The organism is Pseudomonas allii, from assembly GCF_055380095.1.
Genome location: NZ_AP039450.1, coordinates 800403 through 826429, shown reverse-complemented (window position 1 = coordinate 826429; position 26027 = coordinate 800403). Strand labels below are relative to the sequence as shown.

Here is a 26027-nt window from a genome sequence, read left to right as displayed (position 1 = left end):
CGCGCCTCTCCCCGTGCGCACTGCAACGACCGACTCATGCCACTGTCCCACGCATCAACTCTTCCTGACCAAGATCAAAGCGCCCCAGTACCCTGACCTTGGATGTACTTCCAAGCTCAGCAAAGGACAGCACCGGCACGTGGTTGAATTCGTCCAGCAACAGAGTGCGCAAAGGGCTGCGCAGGTCCTGCGCCACCAACATCACGCTCTTGGTCTTGGAGCGCTGGCTGAACGCCTGATTGAGCAGGTTGACCAGCGATGCACTGCTGTCGTTATCGAGGGCAAAGAACACTCCGGTCTGAGTCTGACGCAGTGCGTCACGCAGGATGTTTTCAGTCTGGGGCGACAGCAGCCAGGCATGCAGACCGTCAGCTTCGCTGTATTGGTGGAAAATCTGCGCTTTAAGGGCGATGCGCGCATAGTCGGCCAGCGCTTCCGGCTCACGTTCATGCTGGCCGTACTCGATCAGCGACTCGACAATCAAGCGCACCGCACGCAGCGGAACGCCTTCGCTGGCCAGACGCTGCAGCACCGATGAAAACCTCGATAGCGGCATGATCCGCTGCAGCTCCTGCACCAGTTCGGGCTGGTTCTGTTCAAGCCAACTAAGGATTGCCTTGCTCTCCTGGATCCCAAGAAATCGGGGCCCACTGAGCATCATTGCGCTAGTCATGCGCTCGATGATCAGGCTTTGGGCGCTGAAGCGTTCAACCGCAGGGTCGTCCAGCAATGGATCATCCGGAGCGAACCACAGCCAGTCCTGTTCATCCCGCTCGGCCATGCCCCGCTCAGCATGTTCCGCAGGCTCGGCCAGCTTCACCCTCTCGACGGCGACTCGTTCACTGAAGGTGGCCCTCACTACCGGTACTTCGTGGACGCAAAAACGCATTTCGTCGAGGGCCAGTGAATCGCTGAATTCCGCTTCGAAGGGGGGTAATGTCAAACCAATATTGGCTACCAGCGCATTTCGCGCCTTGCGCACGCTCTGCACGATTTCAATGACCTGTGGCGTGCCATACAGCGCCGGGTTGAATTGAAGCAAGTAAGGCCGGGAAGGATCAAAGCCGCGCAGGTCTGCATCGCCATTATCTTCCGGGCGAACCGCGGTGCCCGGTTCGGCCGATGGGGCCTCTTGCCGCTGGCGCTGGCGCACAAGGTAATAGCCCAAGGCTCCGGTCATCATTGAGATAAGAATAAACACCCCGGTGGGCATGCCCGGCACCCCCGCGAACGCGAGCATACCCACCGAAGCAATCATCCAGCTCTTGGGCTCGCTGGTCATTTGCCGGGCGATTTCGGCGCCCATATTACTCACGCCCTTGCTCCCGTCCGGCGCTACGCGGGTGATGATCATGCCGGCCGTCAAGGAGATCAGCAGGGCGGGAATCTGAGCAATCAGGCCGTCGCCGATGGTCAGTACCGAATACAGCGCCATGGAGTCGGCCGCACTCAAACCGTGCTGAAACATACCCGTCGAAAAACCACCGAGCAGATTGACCACCACAATGATCAGGCCTGCTACAGCATCACCCTTGACGAACTTCATGGCCCCGTCCATAGCGCCGAATAACTGGCTCTCGCGAGACAATTGCTCGCGCTTGTCCCGTGCTTGCCCACCGTCGATCAAGCCGGCACGCAGGTCACTGTCAATGGACATCTGCTTACCAGGCATCGCGTCCAGGCTGAAGCGCGCTGCCACCTCGGCCACACGCTCGGACCCCTTTGTGATCACCAGAAAGTTCACCAGCGTCAGGATCAGGAAAATCACCATCCCCACGGCGAGGTTGCCGCCTACCACAAAATTGCCAAACGCCTCAACGATGTCGCCAGCGTCCTGCTCCAGCAGGATCAGGCGTGTAGTCGCAATCGAAAGCGCCAGGCGGAACATGGTGGTCAACAGCAGAATCGACGGGAAGGAGGAAAACGCCAGCGGGCCCGGCAGATAAAGCGCCAACACGATCAACAGGCACGAGATGCAGATGTTGAGCGCGATCAGAATGTCCACCAACCAAGTGGGCAGCGGCACGATAAAGATAAACACGATGGCCAACACCACCACGGCACCCAGCACTTCCGCTCGCTGTGCAACCTTGAGCAGGACTCCATTTATGCTCGCCAGCACAGTCACACATGGGTCCTCACGCCCATGAAGCGTGCCGGGCCGCGCTCCGCCCGAGCGAATTCATCCATGACCAGGAGGAAATTGTGCAGGGCTTCCTGACGCACACGCGAATCAGGCCAAAGGGCCAATGGCAACTGCTGCATCACCGGGTAAAGGGCATTGAGTGACACCAGGTGACGAGGAGGTTGTCCCAACCATAACTCGTCCACCAAACGCTGGATTTCAGGCGCTGCGATACCCGTGCTGGCATAACCCAGCAGGCGTTGCAGAAGGCCCACTGGGTCCTGTTCGATGTTCAAGCGCCGGGATAGCGCCTGACAGTTGCACAGTGCAGCACTCAATTGCCCACAGCTTTGTAGCCCACGCAACAATGTGCGCAACAAAGACGTGGGTATCGAAGATGTCTGCGCGGCAACATCATCTGCCAAGGCGCCACGCATTAACTTGAGCCCGATAGCAAAGCGCTCGCCACCGTACAGCCCCAACAGCTCTTTCATCATGATCGCCAGGGACTGGCGCGTGACCACGCTGGCGTAATAAAGCGTCCGCATCGCCTGACGCTCTTGCGTGTCGGCACTGGAGGCTTGCAAGACCTTGGCGATGTTAAGCCCGGCCTGGATTTCTCGTTGATAACGCATCTCCAGCCTGGCTATGGCATCACGCGCCAACGCTGCCTCGGTACTGCGTGCCTCGGCTTGCGCCTGGGCCGCTACCTGCTGAAGTACCACAAAGGTGCGTGCCGGATCGCCGCCGGTGAGTTCAAGCAATGTGCCGACCACGGGCTTGTGCAACAACTCCTGCCTGATCCTGCGAGCAACAGAAGCCAGCCTCGCTTGGGCGGGGTGCCCCAACTGATCGTAGAGATGTGCAAGTTGCTCCGTAGGCCCAATGCGCACCCCCCTCGAGCGCCGGCCCTGAGCCTTGGTGTCAAGCGCGACTTCCTGACTGAACACGTTAGCAAGCTCATCGCCCCCCGTGACTGCCCCCGACACTTGTGCGGTGCTGCTAGAGGGTTGATTCGGATGAGGGAGCGGTTTTACCTCGTTAAGCGATTCGACTTTCATGACGATGTCAGGGCCGGAGGAGTGTGTCCTTGTGTGGCAGGCCAGCGCTGAACAGTTCCATGAAATTTCACCGATGCGATGTTTTTGAGAAAACAAGCACAGCAGTTCAAACACTTTTGCAATTTTTTGCGCAAAAACGCCATATCACAAAATATATATCTATATAAATCATGTAGTTATAACTTTTTTCCGCTTGGCACAGCCAGTGCTAAAGGGGGGTTATGCCGAACCTATTTCGGTAGTTCTTCCCAGAGGAAAATCAACATGAATATCCCTATTGAAGCTTTAGCGCACCTCGTTGGCAGCTCGCCTCAATTCATGCTTCACCTGACGGACGATCAGCAAAAAAAACTTCGACGCTTCATTCACAAGCGCGTACTCAACCCGGAAGATGCAGATGACCTTCTGCAATTGACGTACCTGGAGGCCTGGCGCAACCGTGAACGTTTCAGCGGCAATGCCACGCTCAGTACCTGGATGTGTGGTATCGCGCAGAACCTGATTCGCAACCACTTCAGGCGCTTATATGCCAAGCCCGTGCATTGCGAATTCGATGAGTCGTTATGGCATGGCCAGGAAGACAACCACAACCTGGATTGGGAGTTTGAGATCAACCGGCGCCTGGAAAAAACCCTGAACGCCATCGACCACCTGCCGACTGAAATGCGCAAGACGTTGTACGCCTCACTGGAAACCGACGGCAGCTACCAGGACACCGCCACTGTATTGGACATTCCTATCGGCACCGTGCGCTCGCGCCTCTCGCGAGCCCGTGAACAGCTGAAACGCGCCACTCACAACGCGCAATATCCTTAAAGTCGGACCACACGCTGGGCGGCAGGGATATCTGCCCAACCTGATCTGACTTTCAAGGAATGCCGCAGGGTGAATCGTGAACCACTCGTCGCCCGAAACGACGATTCCGCTTAAACAGTTGAAAGCGTAGATAAAAATTCAAAATAAATGCTTGACGCATTCTCGTTCTGCGCGAATAATGCGCGCCACTTGGCTACATAGCTCAGTTGGTTAGAGCATAGCATTCATAATGCTGGGGTCCGGGGTTCAAGTCCCTGTGTAGCCACCAAGTACTAAAAACGGCTTACCGAAAGGTAGGCCGTTTTTTTATGCCTGGAGAAAAGTGCCGCGACGATGGATTGCGGTTACGAGCGGTGCACTTGCGCGCAAAAAAAGCCGCCATCTGTATTTTGACGCTCCCTTGACCCACTGTTAGTGTCCAGCCTCCCTTCTATGCACGGAGTGCTCCACGGTGAAACTGGACATCTACCAAGTCGACGCTTTCAGCCAGTTCCCCTTCGGCGGCAACCCGGCGGCGGTCTGCCCGCTTACCGAATGGCTCAGCGATGAGCAACTGCAAGCCATCGCCGCCGAAAACAACCTCTCTGAAACCGCCTATTTTGTACCTCGCGGCGAACTCTATGAATTGCGCTGGTTTACCCCCGAAGTCGAAGTGGACCTGTGCGGCCATGCCACGCTGGCAGCAGCGTGGGTGTTGATAAACCAACTGGCGGACGCGCCGCAGGTATTGCGCTTTGCCACACGCAGCGGCGAACTGCGGGTGACGCGCAATGGTGATGAACTGGCGATGGACTTCCCTGCCAAGCAACCTCACCGCTGCGAACCGCCCGCTGGCATGTTGACCGCACTCGGCATTGAACATGCCGATGTGTTCAGCACCGATGACTACATCGTACTGCTGGAAGACGAGGCGCAGGTCGCCGCACTGACACCGGACTTCGCCCGCCTCAAGGGCCTCCCCAAACGCGGCATCGCCGTGACAGCCAAGAGCGCGCGGTTTGATTTTATCTCCCGCTGGTTCGGGCCGAATGTGGGCGTGAATGAGGACCCGGTGACCGGCTCGGCCCACACGTCGTTGGCGCCATTCTGGGCTGAGCGCCTGGGCAAGAACCTGTTGACCGCCGAACAGGGCGGCAAGCGCCGTGGCCAACTGCGCTGCGAACTCAAGGGTGATCGCGTGATCATTTCCGGCCACGCGGTGCTCTACCTGCAAGGCACGATTTACCTGTAAACAGCAGTACCCCAAGGACAACAGATCATTCTCAAAATGAACGGAGTTCAGCGCGTGTTTTCGATTTCCCGCCTTCAACTGTCGGTGATTGCCGCAGCCCTTGCCCTGGCTGCCTGCCATACCCCTGTCAACGAACAGCCACAGGCACCGGAGTTGGGCTCCGGCTATCGCACCGACCTCACCACCCAACACGCCGAGCGCCATATGGCCGCGGCGGCCAACCCGCTGGCGGCAGAGGCCGGGCGCGAGATGTTGCGCATGGGTGGTACGGCGATCGATGCGGCGATCGCGATGCAGGCGGTATTGACCCTGGTGGAGCCGCAGTCGTCCGGCATCGGCGGCGGCGCGTTCATCATGGTGTGGGACGGAAAAAACGTACACGCCTATGACGGCCGTGAAACCGCGCCGGCCGGGGCTACCGAGCGCTTGTTCCTGCGCAGCGACGGTACGCCGATGGCATTTCCAGAGGCGCAGATTGGCGGACGCTCAGTCGGTACGCCAGGGGTATTACGTGCACTCGAAATGGCGCACGAGAAGACTGGCCGGTTGCAATGGGCCAAGCTGTTCGAGCCGGCGATCCGCCTGGCGGAGCAGGGCTTTGCGATTTCGCCACGCCTGCACAGCCTGATCGCGGCTGACCGGTACATTGTGCAGTCACCCGACATGGCGGCGTATTTCCTGAACGCGGATGGCACACCAAAAGCCACCGGTACCGTGTTGAAAAACCCGGCGCTGGCCAATGTGTTCAAACGCATCGCCAAGGAAGGGCCGGACGCGCTGTACCAAGGGCCGATTGCCGATGAGATTGCACGCAAGGTGCAGGGCCATGGCAACGCGGGCAGCCTGTCCCAGGTCGACCTCAAGGGCTACACCGCCAAGGAGCGTACGCCGCTGTGCACCGATTACAAGCAGTGGAAAGTCTGCGGCATGCCACCGCCATCGTCGGGCGGAATCGCCGTCGCGCAAATCCTGGGCACCTTGCAGGCGCTGCAAACCCACGACATCGCAGCGATGCCGCCGGTAAAAAGCGCATCGCCTGCCGGCCTTGAACCAACGCCCGAAGCCGTGCACCTGCTGGCCGAAGGCGGTCGCCTAGCCTTTGCTGATCGCGGGCTCTACGTCGCCGATACGGACTTCGTGCCCGTGCCGGTCGCGGGCCTCGTCGCACCGGAGTACCTGGCCAAGCGCGCCGCCTTGATCGGCGAGCGCAGCATGGGTATCGCCAAGCCGGGCGTACCAGCGGGTATCCAGGTGGCCTATGCGCCGGACCGCTCGCCGTTGCGCATCTCCACCTCACAAGTGGTGGCGGTGGATGACCTGGGTGGCGCCGTGTCGATGACCACCACGGTTGAGGCGGCATTTGGCTCCCATCTGATGGTCCAGGGTTTCTTGCTCAACAACCAGATGACCGACTTCTCGTTTATCCCCGAGGAAAATGGCCAGCCGGTGGCCAACCGCGTCGAGCCCGGTAAGCGCCCACGCTCGGCCATGGCGCCGACGCTGGTGTTCGACCGCAAGAGCGGCGAGTTGCTGGCCACGGTCGGCTCGCCCGGCGGCTCGCAAATCATCGAGTACGTGAGCAAGTCCCTGGTGGCGATGCTTGACTGGAAACTTGACCCGCAAGCGGCTATCAGCCTGCCGAATTTCGGCAGCCGTAACGGCGCGACCGAGCTGGAAAGCGGCCTGTTCAGCCCGGCACTGAAACAGGCCCTCAAGGACAAGGGCCATGCCCTGAGCGAGATCGATATGACCAGCGGCATCCAGGCCATCGTTCGTACGCGGGATGCCCAGGGCAAGGTGACGCTGAGCGGCGGCGCCGACCCTCGGCGTGAAGGCGAAGCGGTGGGCGACTGAACACCTCAAACATCGGAGAAAGCGCTCGTGCAACAGGCAGACAATCTCGGCGCCATCCCAGGCGTCGACCACGGTTTTTGTTCGATCAATGATCCGCTGCGCCCGGATGACGTATTCATCTGCAAGCAGGTGCACAGCGCTTCGGTGATCGAGTGGCAAGCCGACCAGGTGCCCAACACCGTTGAGGCGGACGGGGTGTGCACAGGTGAGCATCAGCCCATCGCGGTGATCACCGCTGACTGCCTGCCCCTTCTCATTGCCGCGCAGAACGGTGAAAAGGTCGCTGCGGTGCATGGAGGATGGAAGGGGCTGCAAAGCGGGATCATCGCCAATGCAATCAAGCGTTTTACCGACGCAGGGCTTGCAGTCGACCAGTTGCGCGTGGCGATCGGACCGTCGATCAAACCGTGCTGCTATGAGGTGAGCGAGGGCTTTGTTGCGCAGTTCCAGGCTGACCAGGGGCACCTGTGGTCAACCGGGCGGGCGCCGTGGAGCGCAGCGCAACCCGCACCGTTATTGCCCCCGCAAATTGCACCGCCCCACGCCAGGCAAGCAGCAAGCGCGTGGTTTGACTTGAGCGGGTATGGCGTGATGTTGCTGCAAGCGACCGGCATCCGGCGTGAGCAAATCGAGGTGAGTGAGGTGTGCACTTACTGCACCTCCCCCACCTTTGCCAGCTACCGCCGAAGGACGCATCACCCGGAGGAAGTAAAGACACTGATTTATTCGTGGATTGCTCGTACGCAACGGTGAGAGAAAGCTTACCAAGCACGGTCCCAGGCCCTACTCATATCGCCGATACGCAAAGTGCCATGTCATTTTTTGCGATAAAACGCACCTTGAGCAGTACTCGTTATCCTGCGATTTTCTGGCCCGCCCGTTCTTGCCAGAGGCTACGTCAAAGACGTAGAGTTCCGCGTGTTAACGATAATAGAATCCCCTCTGTTCAGCAGGTTATGGCCTGACTATTGGACCGAAATGGCAAGGGCGCAACCGACAGTATTCCAGCGCACACCCTGCACAAAATCGCGAAGGAAATGAACCATGCCACTCACTGAGAAACAGCTGAAAGAACGGGATGCCAAACGCAACATCGGCGAAGAGCTCCTGGCCGCTGTTCAGGATGTTAAAGCGGGACGATACGGCTCGGTGAAGCAGGTCGAAATCACTCAAGCCGCCGAAGCAAGAAGCAAGACCGGGTTGTCGCAACCCAAATTTGCTGAGTTTCTGGGCGTTTCGGTAAGAACCCTTCAAGAGTGGGAGCAAGGGCGTCGCTCCCCTTCTGGCGCAGCACGCTCCTTGCTGCATATCGCTGCAATCAGACCGGACGTCTTTCGGGAAGTCCTCAGTAACGCGTAATGGCGTTACTGAGCCACTGATGAACGACTACCGACTGATCTTCAACCCCTTGCGCCCCGCATGCCGCTCCAGCGCCAGCTCGATCAGCCGGCTCACCAGCTCGCTGTAGCTCATCCCCGCCGCCTGCCACAGCTTGGGGTACATGCTGATGCGGGTGAAGCCGGGCAGTGAGTTGATTTCGTTGATCAACACCTCGCCATCGTCGGTCAGGAACACATCGACCCGTGCCAGGCCGGAACAGCCCAGCACCTCGAAAGCCTCAATGGCCAACCGGCGAATACGCTCACTGGCGTCATGGCTGATATCGGCCGGCACCACCACCTGGGCGGCCTGGTCGTCGATGTACTTGCTGTCGTAGGAATAGAAACCGCTACTCACCACAATCTCGCCGCAACCACTGGCGATGGGGTGTTCATTGCCCAGCACGGCGCATTCGATTTCGCGGCCTTTTACAGCCGATTCGAGCAGTACTTTTTCATCGAAACCCAGAGCCAGTTCGACGGCTGCATGGTACTCGGCTTCGTCGCCGACTTTGCTCACGCCTACCGAGGAACCCTGGTTGGCAGGTTTGACGAACATCGGCAGGCCGAGCTTGTTCACCGCAGCCTCAAACGAAGTACGCGCCGCATTGCTGCGGGTAAGGGTGATGAATGGCGTAACGGCAATCCCGGCATCGCGCAGCAGGCGCTTGCTGATGTCCTTGTCCATGCACACCGCCGAGCCGAGCACGTCGGAACCCACAAAAGGCAGGTCGGCCATGCGTAACAGGCCTTGCAGGCAGCCGTCTTCGCCGAGGGTGCCGTGGACAATGGGGAAGATCACGTCGACATGTTCCAGCAGGCCGCTACCGGAAGTGTCTACCAGTTGCTGGCTGGACTTGCCGGGCACCACCGCCAGTTCGCGGTTGGACTGGTTGAGGGCGATCAAGGCCGGATTTTCCTGGTTGAGCAGGAAGTTCGAGGTGTCGTTGAGGTGCCAATGGCCGGCCTTGTCGATACCGATCAACACCGGCTCGAAGCGCGACCGGTCCAGCGCATCGACGATATTGCGCGCCGATTGCAACGACACTTCGTGCTCAGCCGAACGGCCACCAAAAATAATACCTACCCGCACCTTGCTCATGACCCGACCTCACTGTTGAACGTAAGGCTTCTTACCACGGGCCGTCAGCGATTCGCTACCAGATGTGCACCGAACAACACATAGCAGCCACCGGCAAAGCGGTCGAGCCACTTGCGCGATCGGCTGTAGAGCGTGGCCATGCGCTCGCTGGAAAACACCAGGGCCACACAGGAATACCAACTGAACGACAAGGTGGCCATGGTGATCACCGCCAGGGTCAGCAGCATCGGCGACGGCGAAGGTGGCATGGTTGACGCAAAGATGGTGGCAACAAACAAGGCGGCCTTGGGGTTGGACAAATTACCCAGCAACCCCAAGCGCCACGCGGAAAACAGCGAACGCCGGGCTTCGTCCGGCAGCACGTTCTGGCTCATGCTCGGTGAAGAGCGCTTGAACAGTTTCAACCCGAGGTAGATCAGGTAGCAGCCGCCGACGATCTTGAACGCCAGGTACAGCATCGGCGCCGCCGTAAACAGCGACTTGATGCCCAGGCCACCCGCCAGGCCCCACATGATCGTACCCGTGGCCACTCCGGCCGATGCCACCACACCATGGCGGCGCGAACAACTGGCGGCCAGTTGCGCCGTGTTGAAGAAGTTGGGGCCGGGCGTGACCACCGCGACCGTCCACAGCAAGGCCAGCGAAACCAGGGGCGTCACATAGGCCGGGTTGAGAAAATCCATGGTAGGCAGCTCCATCAGCGCGAGGCTCGAGCGACGATCATAGGCCGCTGCCCTGCCCTGCACAATCGTACAAGACCCCGGCAGACAAGGGATGCAGACTGGGTTAACGTATTTCCCTCTCTTTTTTGTGACCCTTCACCATGGGCAAACCCACCGCCACCCTCGACTGGCTGCACCGCGCGCCCCACGCCAGTGGCCTGGACCGTATCGAGGCGTACTTTGCCGGCTTCGCCTTCGACCCGCATCGCCACGACACTTATGCCATCGGGCGCACGTTGACGGGCGTACAGAGCTTTCACTATCGCGGCGACATGATCCACAGCGTGCCCGGCACCACCATGGTGCTTCACCCCGATGAAACCCACGACGGCCACGCCGGCAGCGAAGAGGGCTTCAAATACCGGATGATCTACGTCGAGCCCTCGCTGATCCAGCAGATCCTCGGCGGCAAGCCGTTGCCGTTTATCCAGGGCGGCCTGTCCACCGATCCCAGGCTGTTCCGCGCCAGTGAGGTGTTGCTGCAGAACCTGGACAACCCCATCGACCCATTGCAGGAACAGGACGCCCTGTTCGACCTGGCCCATGCGCTGAACAACGTCTCGGGCGGGATCATCAGCCGTAAGACTTTCGACTACGTGGCCGCCGAGCGCGCCCGCGAATTTATCCACAGTGCCCTGGGCCGCAGCATCACCCTGGATGAAATGGCCGACCACGCCGGCCGCGACCGCTGGGCCTTGTCACGGGATTTTCGCCTGCTGTTCGGCACCAGCCCCTATCGCTACCTGACCATGCGCCGCCTGGACCTGGTGCGCAGCCTGCTGGCCCAGGGCCAATCGCTGGTGGACGCGGCGATGACGGCCGGCTTCACCGACCAGAGCCACATGACCCGGCAATTTCGCAGCACCTACGGTATGCCGCCGTCGCGCTGGGTGAAGATGCTCGGGCGCTGACAAGGCTTAGAGCGTGTGCCCATCAATCGGCTGGCCGATGCTGAGAAAATGCCCGCCCGCCACATGGTGCAAAGTACGCAATTCATCATGCCCCTCGAAATGCCAGTGCCCTTCGCTGAACACGCGCTCGTCGGCATAGGCCGCGATCACTTCGCCGAGGAACAGGTCGTAGGTCTGCTGATTATGCGGCTCGGGCAGCAGGCGGCACTCCAGCCAGGCCACGCAACCTTCCAGCAGCGGCGCCTGAGTGTATTCGCCATTGAATGTTTGCAGGCCGTAAGCGGCAAACTTGTCGGTGTCGGCACCGCTGACGTTACCGACGGTTTGCACCAGATCGGCCTGCGCCACGCAAGGCACCTGCAACACAAACGTGCCGGCGCCTTCCAGCAGTTGGCGGGTCCAGGTGGCCTTGTCCAGCACCACAGCCACTTTCGGCGGTTCGAAATCCAGCGGCATGGCCCAGGCCGCTGCCATGATATTGCGCTGGCCGTTGTGGGCAGCGCTCACCAGCACCGTAGGGCCGTGGTTGAGCAAGCGGTAGGCCTTGGACAGCGGGACGGGGCGACGGTGGGTAGGGCTCATGGACAGTCGACTCTTCATACCAGAAAGCCCCTACGATACCTGAAGCCCTACGCTTAACTCGATAGTTGGTTGGCGAACTGCCCCACCGCGCTGACCACCTTCTGCGCACCGTCTTGGATTTCCACGATCACCGTGCCCGCTTCGGCCGCCAGCGCCAGGCCTTGTTCGGCCTGCAGGCGACCGTCGGTCATCAGGGCAACCGCATCGCGGGCCATGTCCTGGTTCTGACGCACCACGCCGACAATCTCCTCCGTGGCCTTGCTGGTGCGCGAGGCCAACTGCCGCACTTCATCGGCGACCACCGCAAAACCTCGTCCCTGTTCACCGGCACGCGCCGCTTCGATGGCGGCGTTGAGCGCCAGCAGGTTGGTCTGTTCGGCAATGCCGCTGATGGTCTTGACGATGGTGCCGATCACCTGGGACTGGGCGTTCAGCGCCTCGATGCCGTCACCGGCTTGCTGCATGTGCTTGGCCAGGTCGCGCATCACATCCACCGCCTGGGTCACCACGGTGGTGCCGCGCTGGGCGCTGTTGTCGGTTTGCAGCGAGGTGCTGTAGGCAATGTTCGCCGCTTCGGCGACCGCCTGCTCCTGGTTGACCTGATCAGTGATCACCGTGGCGAACTTGACCACTTTGTACAACCGGTCATTGGCGTCCAGCACCGGGTTGTAGGTCGCTTCCAGCCACACCGCGCGGCCATGGCTGTCGACCCGTTTGAAGCGGGCCGCGACGAACTCACCGGCGTTCAAACGTTTCCAGAAGTCCTGGTATTCGGTGCTGTTGTATTCCTCCGGCTCGCAGAATATCCGGTGATGTTTGCCCTGGATCTGCGCCAGGCTGTAACCCATGCCTCCAAGGAAACGATCATTGGCCGTCAGCACGTGGCCACCGAGGTCGAACTCGATCACGGCGGTAGAGCGCACCAGCGCGTTCATGAGGTTTTCATGCTCGCGGGAGGCTTCGATGGTGCGGGTGAGGTCGCTGGAATAGATCGAAAAATGCTTGATGCGCCCATCGGAGCTGCGCACCGGCTGCAGAATCGAGCGCAGCCAGGCTTCCTGGCCATTGCCCCGCATCAGGCGCACGGTGCCGGCGAAATGCTCGCCGCGCACCAGGGCGTTCTTGAAGCGTTGCTGGAACTCATCCCTGCGCACGTGGGCCGGCTCCAGGTCTTCGATAGCACGCCCCAGCAGTTGGCCACTCTGGTAGGCCAGCTCCTGCAGGAAGTTGGCGTTGGCCCATTCCACCCGGCCTTCGGCGTCCAGCGTCAGGCACAGCATTTCACTTTCCAGGCTCTCCTTGACCTGATTCAAGCTGGACAACTCTTCGCGAAGAGCCGACAGCTCCTGCTTCAAACGGGTGTTGAACATGGGGCACCAAGGATCAAATCACAGACACGAATCTGACCTGCATCGGCGCTGCCGGCATTTTCTTAAGCGGGCTTCAGGCCCTGGCCAAACTATTTTTTTGGATCCATCAGCCACCGTTATTTCGGCACACGCCCATCACTTGATACTCAAGGGTATTGAGCTTGCCGCTGGAGTCTTCATAGGTCATGCGCGACGGCACCGGGTTGCACGAGCGGATCGGCGGAGTCACGTTGACCACCTTGGCAATGTCCAGCTTCATGCCATAGCGATACGCCTGCACCTCGGGCGCCGGCTTGCCCTTTTTGGCGGCGTAGTCGGCCATGGCTTTTTCATTGCGCTCCATCATCAGCGCGAACGTACGGTCCCCCCCACCTTCAGCCAACACACCGAACGACACTATTGCAGTTAATACACCCAGTGCGACTTTATAAAACTTCATGATTAGTTCCTCGACTGAAAAATTCAGTGCCCAGACTAATCAACTGACCCTGACGCCATCTTCACCAGAACATTACTTATTTGTTAGATAAGTGTGAGCTTCCAGAATTGTAATCTTCGCGCCACTTCTTCGTTATCTGCGGTTTGCAACTATCAGCCTGGGCCAAATCAATAAGAACACCCACTCTCATAAGAAGCTGAAACTGCCAAGTACCAGGAGCGAATCATGCGTATCCGTCATTACAGCCTTCCCCTTTCACTGTGTGCTGCATTCCCGCTGGCCGCCGTGGCCGTAGAGGACCCGCCCGAGGGCTTTATCGAAGGCAGCCGCTTCAATGTGCTGGCGCGTAATTTTTACTTCAACCGCGATGATCGCAAAGGCCAGTCCAGCCCCACCGACAATGGCTATTCAGAGGCCTGGGCGCAGGGCTTGATCGGCCGCTTCGAATCAGGCTTTACCCAGGGCACCGTGGGCTTTGGCGTGGATGCGTTCGCCATGGTCGGCATAAAGCTGGACTCGGGCACCGGCCGCAGCGGCGGCAAAGGCTCGTTCGGCGTGCTGCCGGTGGACAGCGAAAACCACCCCGAGCACACCTACAGTAAAGTCGGCGGTGCCGCGAAACTGCGCGTGCTGGATACCGTGATCAAGGCCGGCGACGTATTCCCGCTGACGCCGGTCGTGGCCTACGGCGATTCACGCGTGTTGCCGGAAAGCTTTCGCGGCGTGACCGCACAAAACACCAGCCTCGAGGGCCTGACCCTGCAAGGCGGGCGCTTGAGCGGCATGAGCCAGCCAAGCGAAAGCGGTATGGACAAAGGCTTCGCGACCTTCTACGCCGGGCCCGTCGACTCACCCTGGATCGGCTATTTCGGCGGTGATTACACCGTCAACCAACACCTCAGCGTCAGCCTCTACAGCAGCCGCTTGAAAGACGCCTGGGACCAATACTACGTCGGCAGCGCTGCCAGCTATCCGCTGGCTGAAGACGTTTCGCTGTTCGGCGACGTCAACTATTACAAGGCGGTGGACGAAGGCCGGAAAAAACTCGGTGAATTCGATAACAACATCTGGAGCGCCCGGCTCGGGGTAAAGGTCGGCGCCCACAGCCTGGCCCTGTCCCACCAGCGCAACAACGGCGATGACGACTTCGATTACCTGCGTCAGTCAGACTCGATCTTCCTCAACAACTCGATCCAGTACAGCGACTTCAACTCGCCCAAGGAGCGCTCGTGGATGGTGCGCTACGACCTGGACATGCAGGCGTTCGGCATTCCCGGCCTGTCGTTCATGACCCGTTATGGCAAAGGCACCGGCGCCGATTACAGCAATGCCAACTCGGTGTACATGCGTCGCGATGCAGCCGGCAACCCACTGACCGACCAACGTCGCTGGGAGCGGGATATCGAGGCCAAATATGTGGTGCAAAGTGGAAACTTGAAGGACTTATCACTGCGTCTGCGCCAGGCGACCGTGCGTTCAAGTGCATTCGAGTCAGACTTGGAAGAAGTTCGGCTGATTATCGAGTATCCAATGGCAGTGCTTTAAGGGAGGCCAATTACATTCACTTGCCGATGCACTACATCTCTTCACAGGTTGAAGTCTGTCAGAACTGTAATATGCGTCTCACCTTCTTGTTAAGTTGCACTTTCTACACTGCACACCGAACACATCTCATCTCTGCAGCTTTTGTGTAGCTCCTTTGGAACAGAGATGAATTTTTGCGCCCCGCTCGGGGCGTTTTTTTTGTGTGCAGGCGCAGTGACGAATCGTCGCACCTGCCTGACATGGCTTGACCCTAAAGCTACTTCACGGTTCAGAGTTTTCCTACAGCCTCCCCCGCCTCGCCATGAGGCCATGCCCCTTTTCGTTTTCTATGAAGGTAACTCCCCATGCGTATCCTTGTGGTTGAGGACGAGCAAAAAACCGCCGATTACCTGCAGCAAGGCCTGACCGAAAGCGGTTATGTCGTCGATTGCGCCGCCAGCGGCATCGATGGCCTGCACCTGGCCCGGCAGCACAGCTACGAATTGGTGATCCTTGATGTGAACCTGCCCAACACCGACGGTTGGGAAGTGCTGGAGCAACTGCGCCGCGACGGCAACCAACGCGTGATGATGCTGACCGCACGCGGCCGGCTGGCCGACAAGATCAAGGGCCTGGACATGGGCGCCGATGATTACCTGGTCAAACCCTTCGAGTTTCCCGAACTGCTCGCTCGCGTGCGTACGTTGCTACGGCGCAGCGAGCACATCCCGGTGCCGGACGTGCTGCGCGTCTCGGACCTGGAACTGGACCCGCGCCGGCATCGCGCCTACCGCGGCAACCGCCGGATCGACCTGACCACCAAGGAGTTCGCCCTGTTGCACGTGCTGATGCGCCAGGCCGGCGAGGTGATGACCCGCACGCAAATCATCTCGCTGGTGTGGGACATGAACTTCGACTGCGACACCAATGTGGTGGAGGTCTCCATCAGCCGCCTGCGGGCCAAGGTCGATGATCAGAGCGAGGTGAAGTTGATCCACACCATTCGCGGCGTGGGTTATGTGCTGGAGGCGCGGCCATGAAGACCAGCAGCCTGTCAATGCGCCTGGGGTTGACCGTCAGCCTGATGGGCGCCGGGTTGGTTGTGCTGCTGGCGACCCTGGCGTACCTGGCCCTGACCCACGAGTTGGACAAGCTCGCACGCAAGGGCCTGGAAAACAAAATGGAGCAACTGGCCCATACCCTCGGCCAGGGCCTCGATGAACACCGCATCACCAACCGCCCCCATTCACTGCTGGACCTGGTGATGGGCCACGACAACATCTACCTGACCATCATCGGCGCACGGCCCGATGCACCGGTACTCCTCAGCGTCGGCGCCAAGCCCCAGCAACCGTTGCTGCTCGACGTGCCCACCGGCAAGAACCTGGCCTATTTGAACTGGGTCGACGGCCAGGGCAACCGTATTCTCAGCGCTACGCGCCTGATGCCGTTGCAAGGGGGTGAGTACGTACGCGTGCTGCTGTCGCTGGACCGTTCCGATGATGAAGCGTTGCTCAGTGCCTACCTGCGCTCCACGGTGATCGCCCTGCCGATGCTGCTGATCCTGATCGGCATGGGCGCCTGGTGGCTGGTGCAACGCGGGCTTGCACCCTTGCAGCAGTTCAGCCGGGTGGCGGCCAAGGTCAGCACCCAGGACCTGACCCATCGCCTGGCCCTGGACAACCTGCCCAAGGAACTCGGCGAGTTGGCCCAGGGCATCAATTTCATGCTGCATCGCCTGGACGCCGGGGTGCAGCAGCTGTCGCAGTTCTCCGACGACCTGGCCCACGAACTGCGCGCACCGCTGACCAACCTGATGGGCAAGGCCCAGGTGACCCTGTCCCGCGAGCGGCCCTCGGCGGAGTACAAGGCCGGCCTGGAATCCTGTACCGAGGAAATGGAGCGCCTGTCGCGCATCGTCTCCGACATGTTGTTCCTGGCCCAGGTCAGCCACCCGGCGGCACGGGCCGGGTTTGCCCCGGTGTCGCTGGCCGAGGAAGCGCAACGGGTGATGGCACTGTTCGCCCTCAGCGCCGAAGACAAGCACGTGACCCTGAGCCTGCGCGGTGATGCCTGGGTGACCGGGGACCGCTTGATGATCCAGCGTGCCATTTCCAACCTGCTGTCCAATGCCATCCGCCACACCCCCTGCGACTCCAGCGTGTTATTGCTGGTAGAGAGCTACGACCAGAACGTGTCGCTGTCGGTCGGCAACCCGGGGCGTGGAATCGAAGCCCATCACTTGCCCCACCTGTTCGAACGTTTCTACCGCGCCGACAGCAGCCGTACCCGTGCCGAAGGCGGCACCGGCCTCGGCCTGGCGATTGTGCAGTCGATCATGCACCTGCATCAGGGGCACGCCGAGGTCAGCAGCCAGCCGGGTCGTTTCACACGGTTCAGCCTGGTGTTTCCTCTTCCTTGCGATGCGCCCATTGATACAGCGCCGGCAACACCAGCAGGGTCAGCAATGTTGAGGAAATGATCCCGCCGATCACCACCGTCGCCAGCGGCCGCTGCACTTCGGCGCCGGTGCCGGTGGCGAGCGCCATGGGGATAAACCCGAGGGACGCCACCAATGCTGTCATCAACACCGGGCGCAGTCGGGTCAGCGCGCCTTCGTGAATCGCCATCGATAACGAGCGCCCTTCCTCACGCAGGTTGCGGATAAAGGCGATCATCACCAGGCCGTTGAGCACCGCCACGCCGGACAAGGCGATAAAGCCTACCCCCGCCGAGATCGACAGCGGAATATCCCGTAGCCACAGCGCCATGATCCCACCGGTCAAGGCGAACGGAATCCCGGTGAACACCAGCAGGCCGTCCTTGAGGTTGTTGAACATCATGAACAGCAGGCCGAACACCAGCAGCAACGCCACCGGCACCACGATGCGCAGGCGCTCGGAGGCTTCCTTCAGCTGTTCGAACTGGCCGCCCCAGGTGGTCCAGTAGCCCGCCGGCACTTTCACCTGGGCGATCAGCGCGGCCTCGGCCTCCTCGACAAACGAGCCGATATCCCGCCCCCGCACATTGGCACTGACGATGACCACGCGCTTGCCATTCTCGCGACTGATCTGGTTCGGGCCGAGCACTAGGTCCAGGCTGGCGACCTGGGACAACGCGATAAACCCCAACTGGCCAGACGCATTACCCGGCACCGGAATCAACAGGCGTGACAACCCGTCGATATCGGTACGCAGCGCGTCGGACAAACGCACGACCATGTCGAAACGCCGGTCGCCTTCGTACAACGTACCGGCCTGGCGCCCACCCACGGCGACGGCAATGGTGTCCTGCACATCGCCCACATTCAGGCCAAAGCGCGCAGCCTTGTCGCGGTCGATATTGATGGTCAGCACCGGCAAGCCGGAGGTCTGCTCAACCTTCACTTCCGAAGCACCATCAAGTTTCTTCAGGGCCTCGGCGATTTCTCCGGCGGTGGCGTTGAGTACGTCCATGTCATCGCCGAACACCTTCACCGCCACATCACTGCGCACGCCGGAAATCAATTCGTTGAAGCGCAGTTGGATCGGTTGCGACAACTCGTACGCACTGCCCGGCACAATCGCACTGGCACGTTGGATATCGGCGATCAGGGTTTCCCGAGACTTCTTGGGATCCGGCCATTGGTCCTTGGGTTTAAGCATCACGTAGCTGTCAGAAATGTTCGGTGGCATCGGATCCGAAGCAATTTCCGCAGTGCCGGTGCGCGCAAATACCCGCTGGATTTCCGGCACCTGGGCCATCAAGGTTTTTTCCAGCTGCTGCTGCATCTGCACCGATTGCGTCAGGCTGGTGCCGGGCACACGCAAGGCCTGCTGGGCAAAATCACCTTCGCTGAGGCTGGGAATAAATTCGCTGCCCATGCGGCTGGCGACAACGCCGGAGGCGACGATAATCAGCACGGCCAAGCCGAACACCAGCGGTCGGCGCGCCATCACCCAGTCCAGCAGCGGTGCATAGACTCGGCGTGCACTGCGCATGACGATATTTTCTTCTTCCTTGACCTTGCCGGTGACGAACAACGCAATCGCCGCCGGCACGAAGGTCACCGATAGGATCATCGCGCCCAGCAGGGCAATCACCACGGTAAACGCCATCGGGTGGAACATCTTCCCGGCCACCCCGGTGAGGGCGAAGATCGGCAGGTACACCACCATGATGATCAGTTGCCCGAAGATCAGCGCCCGCCGCGCTTCCTTGGCTGCGGCGAAGACTTCATGCAGGCGTTCGCTGCGGGTCAGCAGGCGGCCATGCCGCTGTTGCGCGTGCGCCAGGCGACGGATAGCGTTCTCGACGATCACCACCGCGCCGTCGACGATAATGCCAAAGTCCAGCGCGCCGAGGCTCATCAAGTTGGCGCTGACCTTGTTGGTGAACATCCCGGTAAAGGTGAACAGCATCGCCAGGGGAATCACCATCGCAGTGATCAGCGCGGCGCGGATGTTACCGAGGAACAGGAACAGCACCGCCACCACCAGCAACGCCCCTTCGAAGAGGTTTTTCTTCACGGTGGCGATGGCTTTTTCGACCAGGTGGGTGCGGTCATAGACCGTGACCACCACCACGCCTTCGGGCAGCGAGCGGTTGATCTCTTCGAGCTTTTTCGCCACGGACTGGGACACGCTGCGGCTGTTTTCGCCGATCAACATGAACACCGTGCCCAGTACGACTTCACGGCCGTTTTCCGTGGCGGCGCCGGTGCGCAGTTCGCGGCCGATCTCGACCTGGGCCACATTGCGCACGCGAATCGGCGTGCCGTCCGAGCTGGTGATGACGATATTGGCAATGTCATCGATGGACGCCAACTGGCCCGGCGCACGGATCAGCAGTTGCTCGCCGCTGCGCTCGATATAACCGGCGCCGACGTTGGCGTTGTTGCGCTCCAGCGCCGTGACCAGGTCATTGAGGGTCAGGTTGTAGGCGGCCAGGCGCTTGGGGTCGGGGGCAATCTGGTACTCCTTGGCGAAGCCACCAATGGTGTTGATCTCGGCCACGCCCTGCACGTTGCGCAGTTGTGGCTTGATGATCCAGTCCTGGATGACCCGCAGGTCGGTCGGCGTGTACGGCGTGCCATCGTCTTTGCGTGCGCCGTCCTCGGCCTCGACGGTCCACAGGAAAATTTCCCCGAGCCCGGTGGAGATAGGCCCCATGACAGTTTCGATGCCGGAAGGTAATTGTTCGCGAGCCACTTGCAGGCGCTCGTTGACCAGTTGGCGGGCGAAGAACAGGTCGGTGCCGTCCTTGAAGATCACCGTCACCTGGGACAAACCGGAACGCGACAATGAGCGGGTCTGCTGCAAGCCAGGCAAACCGGCCATGGCGGTTTCGATGGGAAAAGTAATGCGCTGTTCGGTTTCCAGCGGCGAATACCCGGCCGCCGCGGAGTTGATCTGCACCTGCACGTTGGTGATGTCGGGCACCGCGTCGATGGGCAACTTCTGGTAGCTGGCGATGCCGACACCGGCCATCAACAGCACCGCCAGCAACACGATGATGCGCTGCTCGATGGCAAATTGGATAAGGCGCTCAAACATGGGGAATCACTCGCAGGATCAATGGGCGTGCTCGGCCGAGCCTTTGCCCAGTTCGGACTTGAGGATGAAGCTGCCGACCGCGGCCACCTGCGCCCCGGCGTCGAGGCCCTGGCGCACTTCGACGTAGCCGTTTTCGCTGGCGCCGAGTTCCAGGTGGCGGGTGACAAAACCCTCTGCAGTGCGGACGAACACCGAGGGTTTGTCCTCGACGGTCTGGATCGCGGCCTGCGGGACGGTGACCTTGGCCTGGTAGGCATCCGTCGCCAATTGCACGCTGACAAACAGCCCAGGGCGCCAGGCGTCGTCGGGGTTGGGCACACTGATGCGCACGGTGGCCGTGCGCGTCTGTTCACCGAGCAGGTTGCCGACATACGCCACAGTGCCCTGCACTTGGGTGCCCATTTCGCTGGAGCTGACGGTGACCGGTTTGCCGACCCGGACCTTGTTCAAGTCCTTGGGAAACACACCGAAGGTCACCCACACTTGGGACAAATCGGAGAGGGTGAAAGCGTTGCTGGTCTCGCTCACGACTTCACCAACGCCCAGGTGTTTTTCCACCACCACGCCGGCGAACGGGGCGCGCAGTTCGTAGCGATTACCACCGACCAGCACCGCGCTGCCGCTCAACGCGGTCATCTTTTGGCGAGCGTTGTTGAGGGCAATCTCGGCTTCCTGCAAAGCCTGGCGCGCCAGCAGGTAATCCTGTTCGGCGGAGATCTTGTCCTGCCACAACTGGCGTTCACGCTGGAAGGTGGTGCGCGCCAACTCAACCCGGCGCTCGCTGGCGGCCAGCTCACTGCGCTGGTCGGAGATCTGCTGGCTGGCAATCACCGCCAACAACTCGCCCTTCTTCACCGACTGGCCGAGGTTGGCCTTGACCGCCTCCACCACACCCGCCACACGCGGGATGATGTGGGAGGTGCGGTCTTCGTCGAAACGCACTTCGCCCGGCAATGTCAGCAGCGTGCTGATCGTGCGGGGTTGGGCTTGCGCCAGTTGAATACCGGCGGCCTGGATCTGCTGCTCGGTGAGTTCAAGTGCGCCTTCTTCCTCGTCGGCCCTGGTAACGCCGGACAGCATCAGGCCCAGGGCAACGGCAAGTGCCACACCGTGTCGGTTGTTCATAAAAGACTCCAAAGACAATCAAAACCGGGCGAGGTCGCCGTAGATCCGTTCGATACGCACCCAGGCGTCAGTGGCCTGGGCGGTGGCGGTGAGGTACTGGGTGCGCGCAGCGATCAGAGTGCGCTGCGCATCGAGCACGTCGAGGAAGCTGAACTTGCCCATTTCGAAGCCGCGGGTGGCACTGTCCACGGCACTTTGCGCGGCGGGCAGGATCTGCTGGTTGAACGCGCGTACCTCGGTGTTGGCGGTTTGCCAGAGGTCCAGCGCCTGGCGGGTTTCGGTGCGCAGGCGCAGTTCGGTGGCGTTGCGCAGGTCGCGGGCCTGGTCAGCGCGGCGGGTGGCGGCGAGCACGTTGCCTTGGTTGCGGTTGAACAGCGGGATCGGCATCGATACGCCCACCAGGTTCACACGCTCGCGCACGCTGGCGTCGTACTGGCTGCCGATGGACACATCGAGGTCGGGAATGCGCTGAGCTTTTTCCAGGCCGACGCTGGCTTCGGTTTGCAGGATGTTCAGCTCGGCCAGGCGCAGTTCCGTGGTCTGCTCAAGGCGCGTCAACAACTGCGCAAGCGGCGGCAGGGGCGGTGTGGATTGGGACGGTGTAGCGACGGCCTGGGAATCTGCGCCGGCACTGCCGGTGCTGGCGGCCAGGCGGCGATAGGCGTCGGTGAGGCCGACCTGAGCGCGGTTCAATTCCAGGCGCATTTCCGATAGCTGCACCTGCGCACGGGTTGCCTCCACCGGCGACGCTTTGCCCGCCGTGACGCGACCGCTGGCCACGCCCAGGCCGCGCTCGGCCACAGCCATGGAACGCTGCGCCAGGTCGAGGCGTTCCTGGGCACGCAGGGCGCCGTAGTAGTTGTCGATGACGTCGGCGCGCAAGGCGTTGCGGCGCTGCTCCAAGGTCAGCGAGGCGGCGTCCTGGGCACGGCTGGCCACGTCAATGCGCGCACCACGCTTGCCGCCCAACTCCAAGGTCTGGCTGAGCTTGATGGAGGTGGTGCGAGAGTTGCGACGGGTGTCTTCGGCATCCAGGGAGAGCACCGGGTTGGGGAGCAACCCGGCCTGCTGGCGGTCGCCCTGGGCGATGTCGATGTCCCATTGTGCAGCCGCCAGGTCAGGGTTGTTGGCGAAGGCGGTTTGCAGGGCTGAATCGAGGGTGAGGGTCTGTGCCTGGGCCGCGCCGGCAACCAGCCACACCACACCCGCCCCCAGAAGTTTTCTAACGAAAATTGCCATATCGAGAGTTCCACGCCCATGAAGTGCAAGCGCAGGCAATGTAGCGAGCGCGACTTATCAGGGCGGTGGAGCAAAGATTACAAATCCGACAGTAATGGCTCTGCGGCGGGCATTTCGGCGGCCTGCCGCTGATCGCACCAAAACGGCACATAAGCACTTGGCCATCGCGGTATCAGGTATGCTTTTCGAGCAGGAAACAAAAAGAAACAATTTCCCCAACCTGTTCGATAAGGAGTCCCGCCTTGGAGTTATCGACTGCCGCGTGGATGGTTCACGACACTCGCCTTATGTTTTGTGTACTGCTGGCCATCGCCAGCATCATCGTGCTGATCAGCGCAACCAAGTTGCCGCCGTTCCTGTCGATCCTGATCGGCACCTTTATCGCCGGTGTCGGCGCCGGCCTGCCGCCGGAAGAAGTGGCCAAGGCCTTCAGCAAAGGCGCCGGGGCGATCCTCGGTGAGGCCGGGATCATCATTGCCCTGGGCTCGATGCTCGGCGCATTGATGGCCGAATCCGGCGCGGCCGACCGCATTGCCACCACCCTGCTCGGGCTGGGCAAGGGCAAGTCATTGCCGTGGGTGATGGCGCTGGTGGCGATGGTGATCGGCCTGCCGTTGTTCTTCGAAGTGGGCCTGGTGATGATGGTGCCGATCATCTTTGTGATGGCCAAGCGTTCAAACCAGCCGCTGCTGAAAATCGCCATCCCGGCACTGGCCGGCATGACCACCCTGCACGCCCTGATGCCACCGCATCCGGGGCCGCTGATTGCGGTAGGCGCCTTGCACGCCGACCTCGGCCTGACCATGTTGCTGGGTTTCTGCCTGGCGGTGCCGGCGGTGATCCTGGCCGGCCCGATCTACGGCAATTGGCTGTCCAAGCGCCTGCAGGTGGATGCACCGGCGGACATCGGCGCCCTGTTCAGCGCACCGCCCAAGGCGCCGCGCCAGCCGAGCTTCGGCGTGTCGTTGCTGATCATTCTGTTGCCGGTGATCCTGATGCTCGGCAGCACCTTGGCCAAGGTCGCGCTGCCGGCGGAAAGCACCCTCGGCCTGACGTTGAAGTTCCTCGGCGAACCGCTGATCGCCCTCGGCCTGGCCGTGATCGCCGCCGTGATCTGCCTGGGCTGGGCCGCCGGCATGCCGCGTGCCGACGTGGGCAACACCCTGCGCAAAGCGCTCGCCCCCATCGCCGTATTGCTGCTGACCATCGGCGCTGGCGGCGGCCTCAAGCAAACCCTGCTGGATGCCGGCGTGAGCCAGACCATCAGCAAGGTCGCCGAAGGCGCACACATGCCCTACCTGCTGCTGGCGTGGTTGATCGCGGTTGCGCTGCGCCAGGCAACGGGTTCGGCGACAGTCGCCACCACCACGACGGCGGGCATTCTCGCGCCGATGATGGCCGGGTTGGCGGTGACGCAAAGCTCGTTGGTCGCGCTGGCTATCGGCGCCGGCTCGGTGTTCTTCTGCCACGTCAACGACGCCGGGTTCTGGATGGTGCGTGAGTACTTCGGCTTGCAGCTGAAGCAGACGATCTGGGTGTGGTCGGTGTTGCAGACGATTGTCTCAGTCGTCGGTCTGGTGGGGACGCTGGTGCTTTGGCACTTCTTGACTTAATCCGACGCAGCCAACGTGTGGCGCTTTCCAAACAACGCCACACTCCCCACCCCCACCGCCCCCATTACCACGCAATACCCCACGCAGATCCACGGGCTGGTCGGCATCAGTGCAATCAGCAGCAGCGGCGTGGTACTCGCCCACAGCGCGTAGGCAATGTTGTAGGTGAAGGAAATCCCCGACACCCGCACCTGCGCCGGAAACAGGCCCACCATCACCGACGGCACCGCGCCGACCACGCCGCAACTGAGGCCCGCCACGGCATACGCCGCGCCCAGCCAGATTCCGCCGTTGATCAGGCTGGCGTACAGCACCGCGATTCCCAGCGGCAGCAACAGGCTGTAGACCAGCACCGCGCGCCAGGCGCCGATGCGGTCCACCAGCAGGCCGGCCAGTACGCAACCGATGTTGAGGAACACGATGCCCAAGGCGCTCAAGGCGAAGGTGTGGCTGGGGCTCATGCCGAAGGTTTTCTGCATCATGGTCGGGGTGATGACCACCAGCACGACGACGGCAGAGGTAAGCACGCAGGTGAGGATCATCGCCGGCAGCAACACCGCGCGATGGTCACGCAGCACGCTACGCAGCGGGAGTTCGGCGGCGGCCTGGCGGCGGGCCTGCATTTCGAGGAACACCGGGGTTTCGCTGAGCCAGCGGCGCAGCCACACGCCGATCACGCCGAACACACCGCCGAGCAGGAACGGGAAGCGCCAGGCGTAGTCGAGGATTTCTGCGGGGGTGAAGACTTGCGCCAGCAGCGTGGCGGTGAGGGCGCCGAGCAGGTAGCCGAAGGTCAGGCCAGCTTGCAGGAAGCCCAGGGCGTAGCCGCGATGATGGGGCGGCGCGTGTTCGGCGACGAAGGTCCAGGCGCTGGGCACTTCACCGCCGACCGCCGCACCTTGCAGCACGCGCAACGCCAGCAGGATCAGCGGGGCGAAGTAACCGATTTGCGCATAGGTGGGCATGACCCCGATCAGCAGGCAGGGCAAGGCCATCATCAGGATGCTCAGGCTGAACACGCGCTTGCGTCCCAGGTGATCGGCGAAGTGCGCCATCAGGATGCCGCCCAGCGGGCGCGCCAGGTAGCCGGTGACAAAGATGCCGAAGCTTTGCAGCAGGCGCAGCCACTCAGGCATTTCCGGCGGGAAGAACAGCTGGCTCAAGGTCAGCGCGAAAAACACGAAGATGATGAAATCGTAGATTTCCAGGGCACCGCCGAGGGCGGCCAGGCCCAGGGTTTTGTAGTCGGAGCGGGAAAAACGCTGCGCCTGCGTAGGAAAGGTGGCAGTCATGTGGAGGCTCGGCAGACAAACAAAATGGCGTGCAGGTTATGAGCTGAGCCCAATGATGGCAATCGCGGCAGATATATTTGTTTTCCTCATGGATCGATGAAGATAACT

At 61.2% G+C, this 26027-nt stretch carries 20 protein-coding genes, 1 tRNA gene and 2 pseudogenes; 11 read left to right on the top strand and 12 right to left on the bottom strand.

Annotation, left to right across the window (positions count from 1 at the left end):
• Positions 1–34: 34 nt before the first annotated feature.
• Positions 35–2128, bottom strand: a complete 2094-nt coding sequence (gene sctV, locus ACZ445_RS03570; protein WP_058423128.1) for a type III secretion system export apparatus subunit SctV — start codon at positions 2126–2128, stop codon at positions 35–37.
• Positions 2125–3186: an HrpJ domain-containing protein gene (locus ACZ445_RS03565; protein ID WP_058423129.1), complete on the bottom strand. Its 1062-nt coding sequence runs from the start codon at positions 3184–3186 to the stop codon at positions 2125–2127. The genes sctV and ACZ445_RS03565 overlap by 4 nt, the downstream gene beginning before the upstream one ends.
• A gap of 264 nt (positions 3187–3450) precedes the next feature.
• On the opposite strand from ACZ445_RS03565, the gene ACZ445_RS03560 reads away from it, so the two are divergent.
• The 6 genes from ACZ445_RS03560 (at position 3451) to ACZ445_RS03535 (ending at position 8446) form a co-directional block, all read left to right on the top strand.
• A complete protein-coding gene (locus tag ACZ445_RS03560) occupies positions 3451–4002 on the top strand; it encodes an RNA polymerase sigma factor (protein ID WP_058423130.1) in 552 nt (183 codons plus the stop codon).
• 191 nt (positions 4003–4193) lie between these two features.
• A tRNA-Met gene (locus ACZ445_RS03555) sits at positions 4194–4270 on the top strand.
• Positions 4271–4453: 183 nt separating this feature from the next.
• Positions 4454–5233, top strand: a complete 780-nt coding sequence (locus tag ACZ445_RS03550) for a PhzF family phenazine biosynthesis protein (RefSeq protein ID WP_310863428.1) — start codon at positions 4454–4456, stop codon at positions 5231–5233.
• 36 nt (positions 5234–5269) lie between these two features.
• Positions 5270–7087, top strand: coding sequence for a gamma-glutamyltransferase (ggt, locus tag ACZ445_RS03545; RefSeq protein ID WP_464693909.1), 1818 nt, complete (start codon positions 5270–5272; stop codon positions 7085–7087).
• Between the two features lie 27 nt (positions 7088–7114).
• Positions 7115–7840, top strand: coding sequence for a peptidoglycan editing factor PgeF (pgeF, locus tag ACZ445_RS03540; protein WP_310863426.1), 726 nt, complete (start codon positions 7115–7117; stop codon positions 7838–7840).
• Positions 7841–8131: 291 nt separating this feature from the next.
• Positions 8132–8446 carry a helix-turn-helix domain-containing protein gene (locus ACZ445_RS03535; RefSeq protein WP_058423134.1) on the top strand — a complete coding sequence of 105 codons (315 nt, stop codon included), beginning with the start codon at positions 8132–8134 and terminating at the stop codon, positions 8444–8446.
• Between the two features lie 27 nt (positions 8447–8473).
• Here the strand turns inward: ACZ445_RS03535 and ddlA are convergent, their stop codons facing one another.
• Together ddlA and ACZ445_RS03525 are read right to left on the bottom strand one after the other, a co-directional pair.
• Positions 8474–9568 carry a D-alanine--D-alanine ligase gene (gene ddlA, locus ACZ445_RS03530; RefSeq protein ID WP_058423135.1) on the bottom strand — a complete coding sequence of 365 codons (1095 nt, stop codon included), beginning with the start codon at positions 9566–9568 and terminating at the stop codon, positions 8474–8476.
• Positions 9569–9612: 44 nt separating this feature from the next.
• Complete coding sequence (locus tag ACZ445_RS03525; RefSeq protein WP_058423136.1) at positions 9613–10251, bottom strand: LysE family translocator; 639 nt, start codon at positions 10249–10251, stop codon at positions 9613–9615.
• 140 nt (positions 10252–10391) lie between these two features.
• Between ACZ445_RS03525 and ACZ445_RS03520 the strand changes: the two genes are divergently transcribed.
• Positions 10392–11201 (top strand): AraC family transcriptional regulator, encoded by an 810-nt coding sequence (locus ACZ445_RS03520; RefSeq protein ID WP_310863425.1) that lies wholly within the window; start codon positions 10392–10394, stop codon positions 11199–11201.
• A gap of 6 nt (positions 11202–11207) precedes the next feature.
• On the opposite strand, the gene ACZ445_RS03515 is transcribed toward ACZ445_RS03520, so the two are convergent.
• The 4 genes and pseudogenes from ACZ445_RS03515 to ACZ445_RS03500 all read right to left on the bottom strand — a co-directional run bounded on the left by ACZ445_RS03515 (position 11208) and on the right by ACZ445_RS03500 (position 13592).
• On the bottom strand, positions 11208–11783 hold the full coding sequence (locus ACZ445_RS03515) for a flavin reductase family protein (RefSeq protein WP_058423138.1): 576 nt from the start codon (positions 11781–11783) through the stop codon (positions 11208–11210).
• Positions 11784–11836: 53 nt separating this feature from the next.
• Positions 11837–12268 (bottom strand): annotated as a pseudogene (locus ACZ445_RS03510) (methyl-accepting chemotaxis protein); the annotation flags it as partial.
• Positions 12269–12376: 108 nt separating this feature from the next.
• Positions 12377–13063, bottom strand: a pseudogene (locus ACZ445_RS03505) (PAS domain-containing protein); the annotation flags it as partial.
• A gap of 196 nt (positions 13064–13259) precedes the next feature.
• Positions 13260–13592 carry a DUF2790 domain-containing protein gene (locus ACZ445_RS03500; protein WP_310863423.1) on the bottom strand — a complete coding sequence of 111 codons (333 nt, stop codon included), beginning with the start codon at positions 13590–13592 and terminating at the stop codon, positions 13260–13262.
• 225 nt (positions 13593–13817) lie between these two features.
• Between ACZ445_RS03500 and ACZ445_RS03495 the strand changes: the two genes are divergently transcribed.
• The 3 genes from ACZ445_RS03495 to ACZ445_RS03485 all read left to right on the top strand — a co-directional run bounded on the left by ACZ445_RS03495 (position 13818) and on the right by ACZ445_RS03485 (position 17598).
• Entirely contained in the window at positions 13818–15137 is a 1320-nt protein-coding gene (locus ACZ445_RS03495) for an OprD family porin (RefSeq protein WP_058423141.1), read from the top strand.
• Positions 15138–15481: 344 nt separating this feature from the next.
• A complete protein-coding gene (locus ACZ445_RS03490; RefSeq protein ID WP_058423142.1) occupies positions 15482–16156 on the top strand; it encodes a heavy metal response regulator transcription factor in 675 nt (224 codons plus the stop codon).
• Entirely contained in the window at positions 16153–17598 is a 1446-nt protein-coding gene (locus ACZ445_RS03485) for a heavy metal sensor histidine kinase (RefSeq protein WP_179029131.1), read from the top strand. Before ACZ445_RS03490 ends, ACZ445_RS03485 begins: the two co-directional genes overlap by 4 nt.
• On the opposite strand, the gene ACZ445_RS03480 is transcribed toward ACZ445_RS03485, so the two are convergent.
• Genes ACZ445_RS03480 through ACZ445_RS03470 form a run of 3 tightly spaced genes read right to left on the bottom strand, consistent with a single transcriptional unit; the run spans position 17513 to position 23014 of the window.
• The gene (locus ACZ445_RS03480; protein ID WP_310863422.1) at positions 17513–20650 is read right to left on the bottom strand and encodes a CusA/CzcA family heavy metal efflux RND transporter; all 3138 of its coding nucleotides are present in this window, start codon (positions 20648–20650) and stop codon (positions 17513–17515) included. The two genes, ACZ445_RS03485 and ACZ445_RS03480, sit on opposite strands and share 86 nt — an antisense overlap.
• Before the next feature lie 18 nt (positions 20651–20668).
• Positions 20669–21775, bottom strand: a complete 1107-nt coding sequence (locus tag ACZ445_RS03475; RefSeq protein WP_310863421.1) for an efflux RND transporter periplasmic adaptor subunit — start codon at positions 21773–21775, stop codon at positions 20669–20671.
• Positions 21776–21793: 18 nt separating this feature from the next.
• Entirely contained in the window at positions 21794–23014 is a 1221-nt protein-coding gene (locus ACZ445_RS03470; RefSeq protein WP_310863420.1) for a TolC family protein, read from the bottom strand.
• Between the two features lie 242 nt (positions 23015–23256).
• Between ACZ445_RS03470 and ACZ445_RS03465 the strand changes: the two genes are divergently transcribed.
• Entirely contained in the window at positions 23257–24627 is a 1371-nt protein-coding gene (locus ACZ445_RS03465; protein ID WP_058423147.1) for a GntT/GntP/DsdX family permease, read from the top strand.
• On the opposite strand, the gene ACZ445_RS03460 is transcribed toward ACZ445_RS03465, so the two are convergent.
• Positions 24624–25919 carry an MFS transporter gene (locus ACZ445_RS03460; RefSeq protein ID WP_179029136.1) on the bottom strand — a complete coding sequence of 432 codons (1296 nt, stop codon included), beginning with the start codon at positions 25917–25919 and terminating at the stop codon, positions 24624–24626. The genes ACZ445_RS03465 and ACZ445_RS03460 overlap by 4 nt on opposite strands.
• Positions 25920–26027 lie beyond the last annotated feature (108 nt).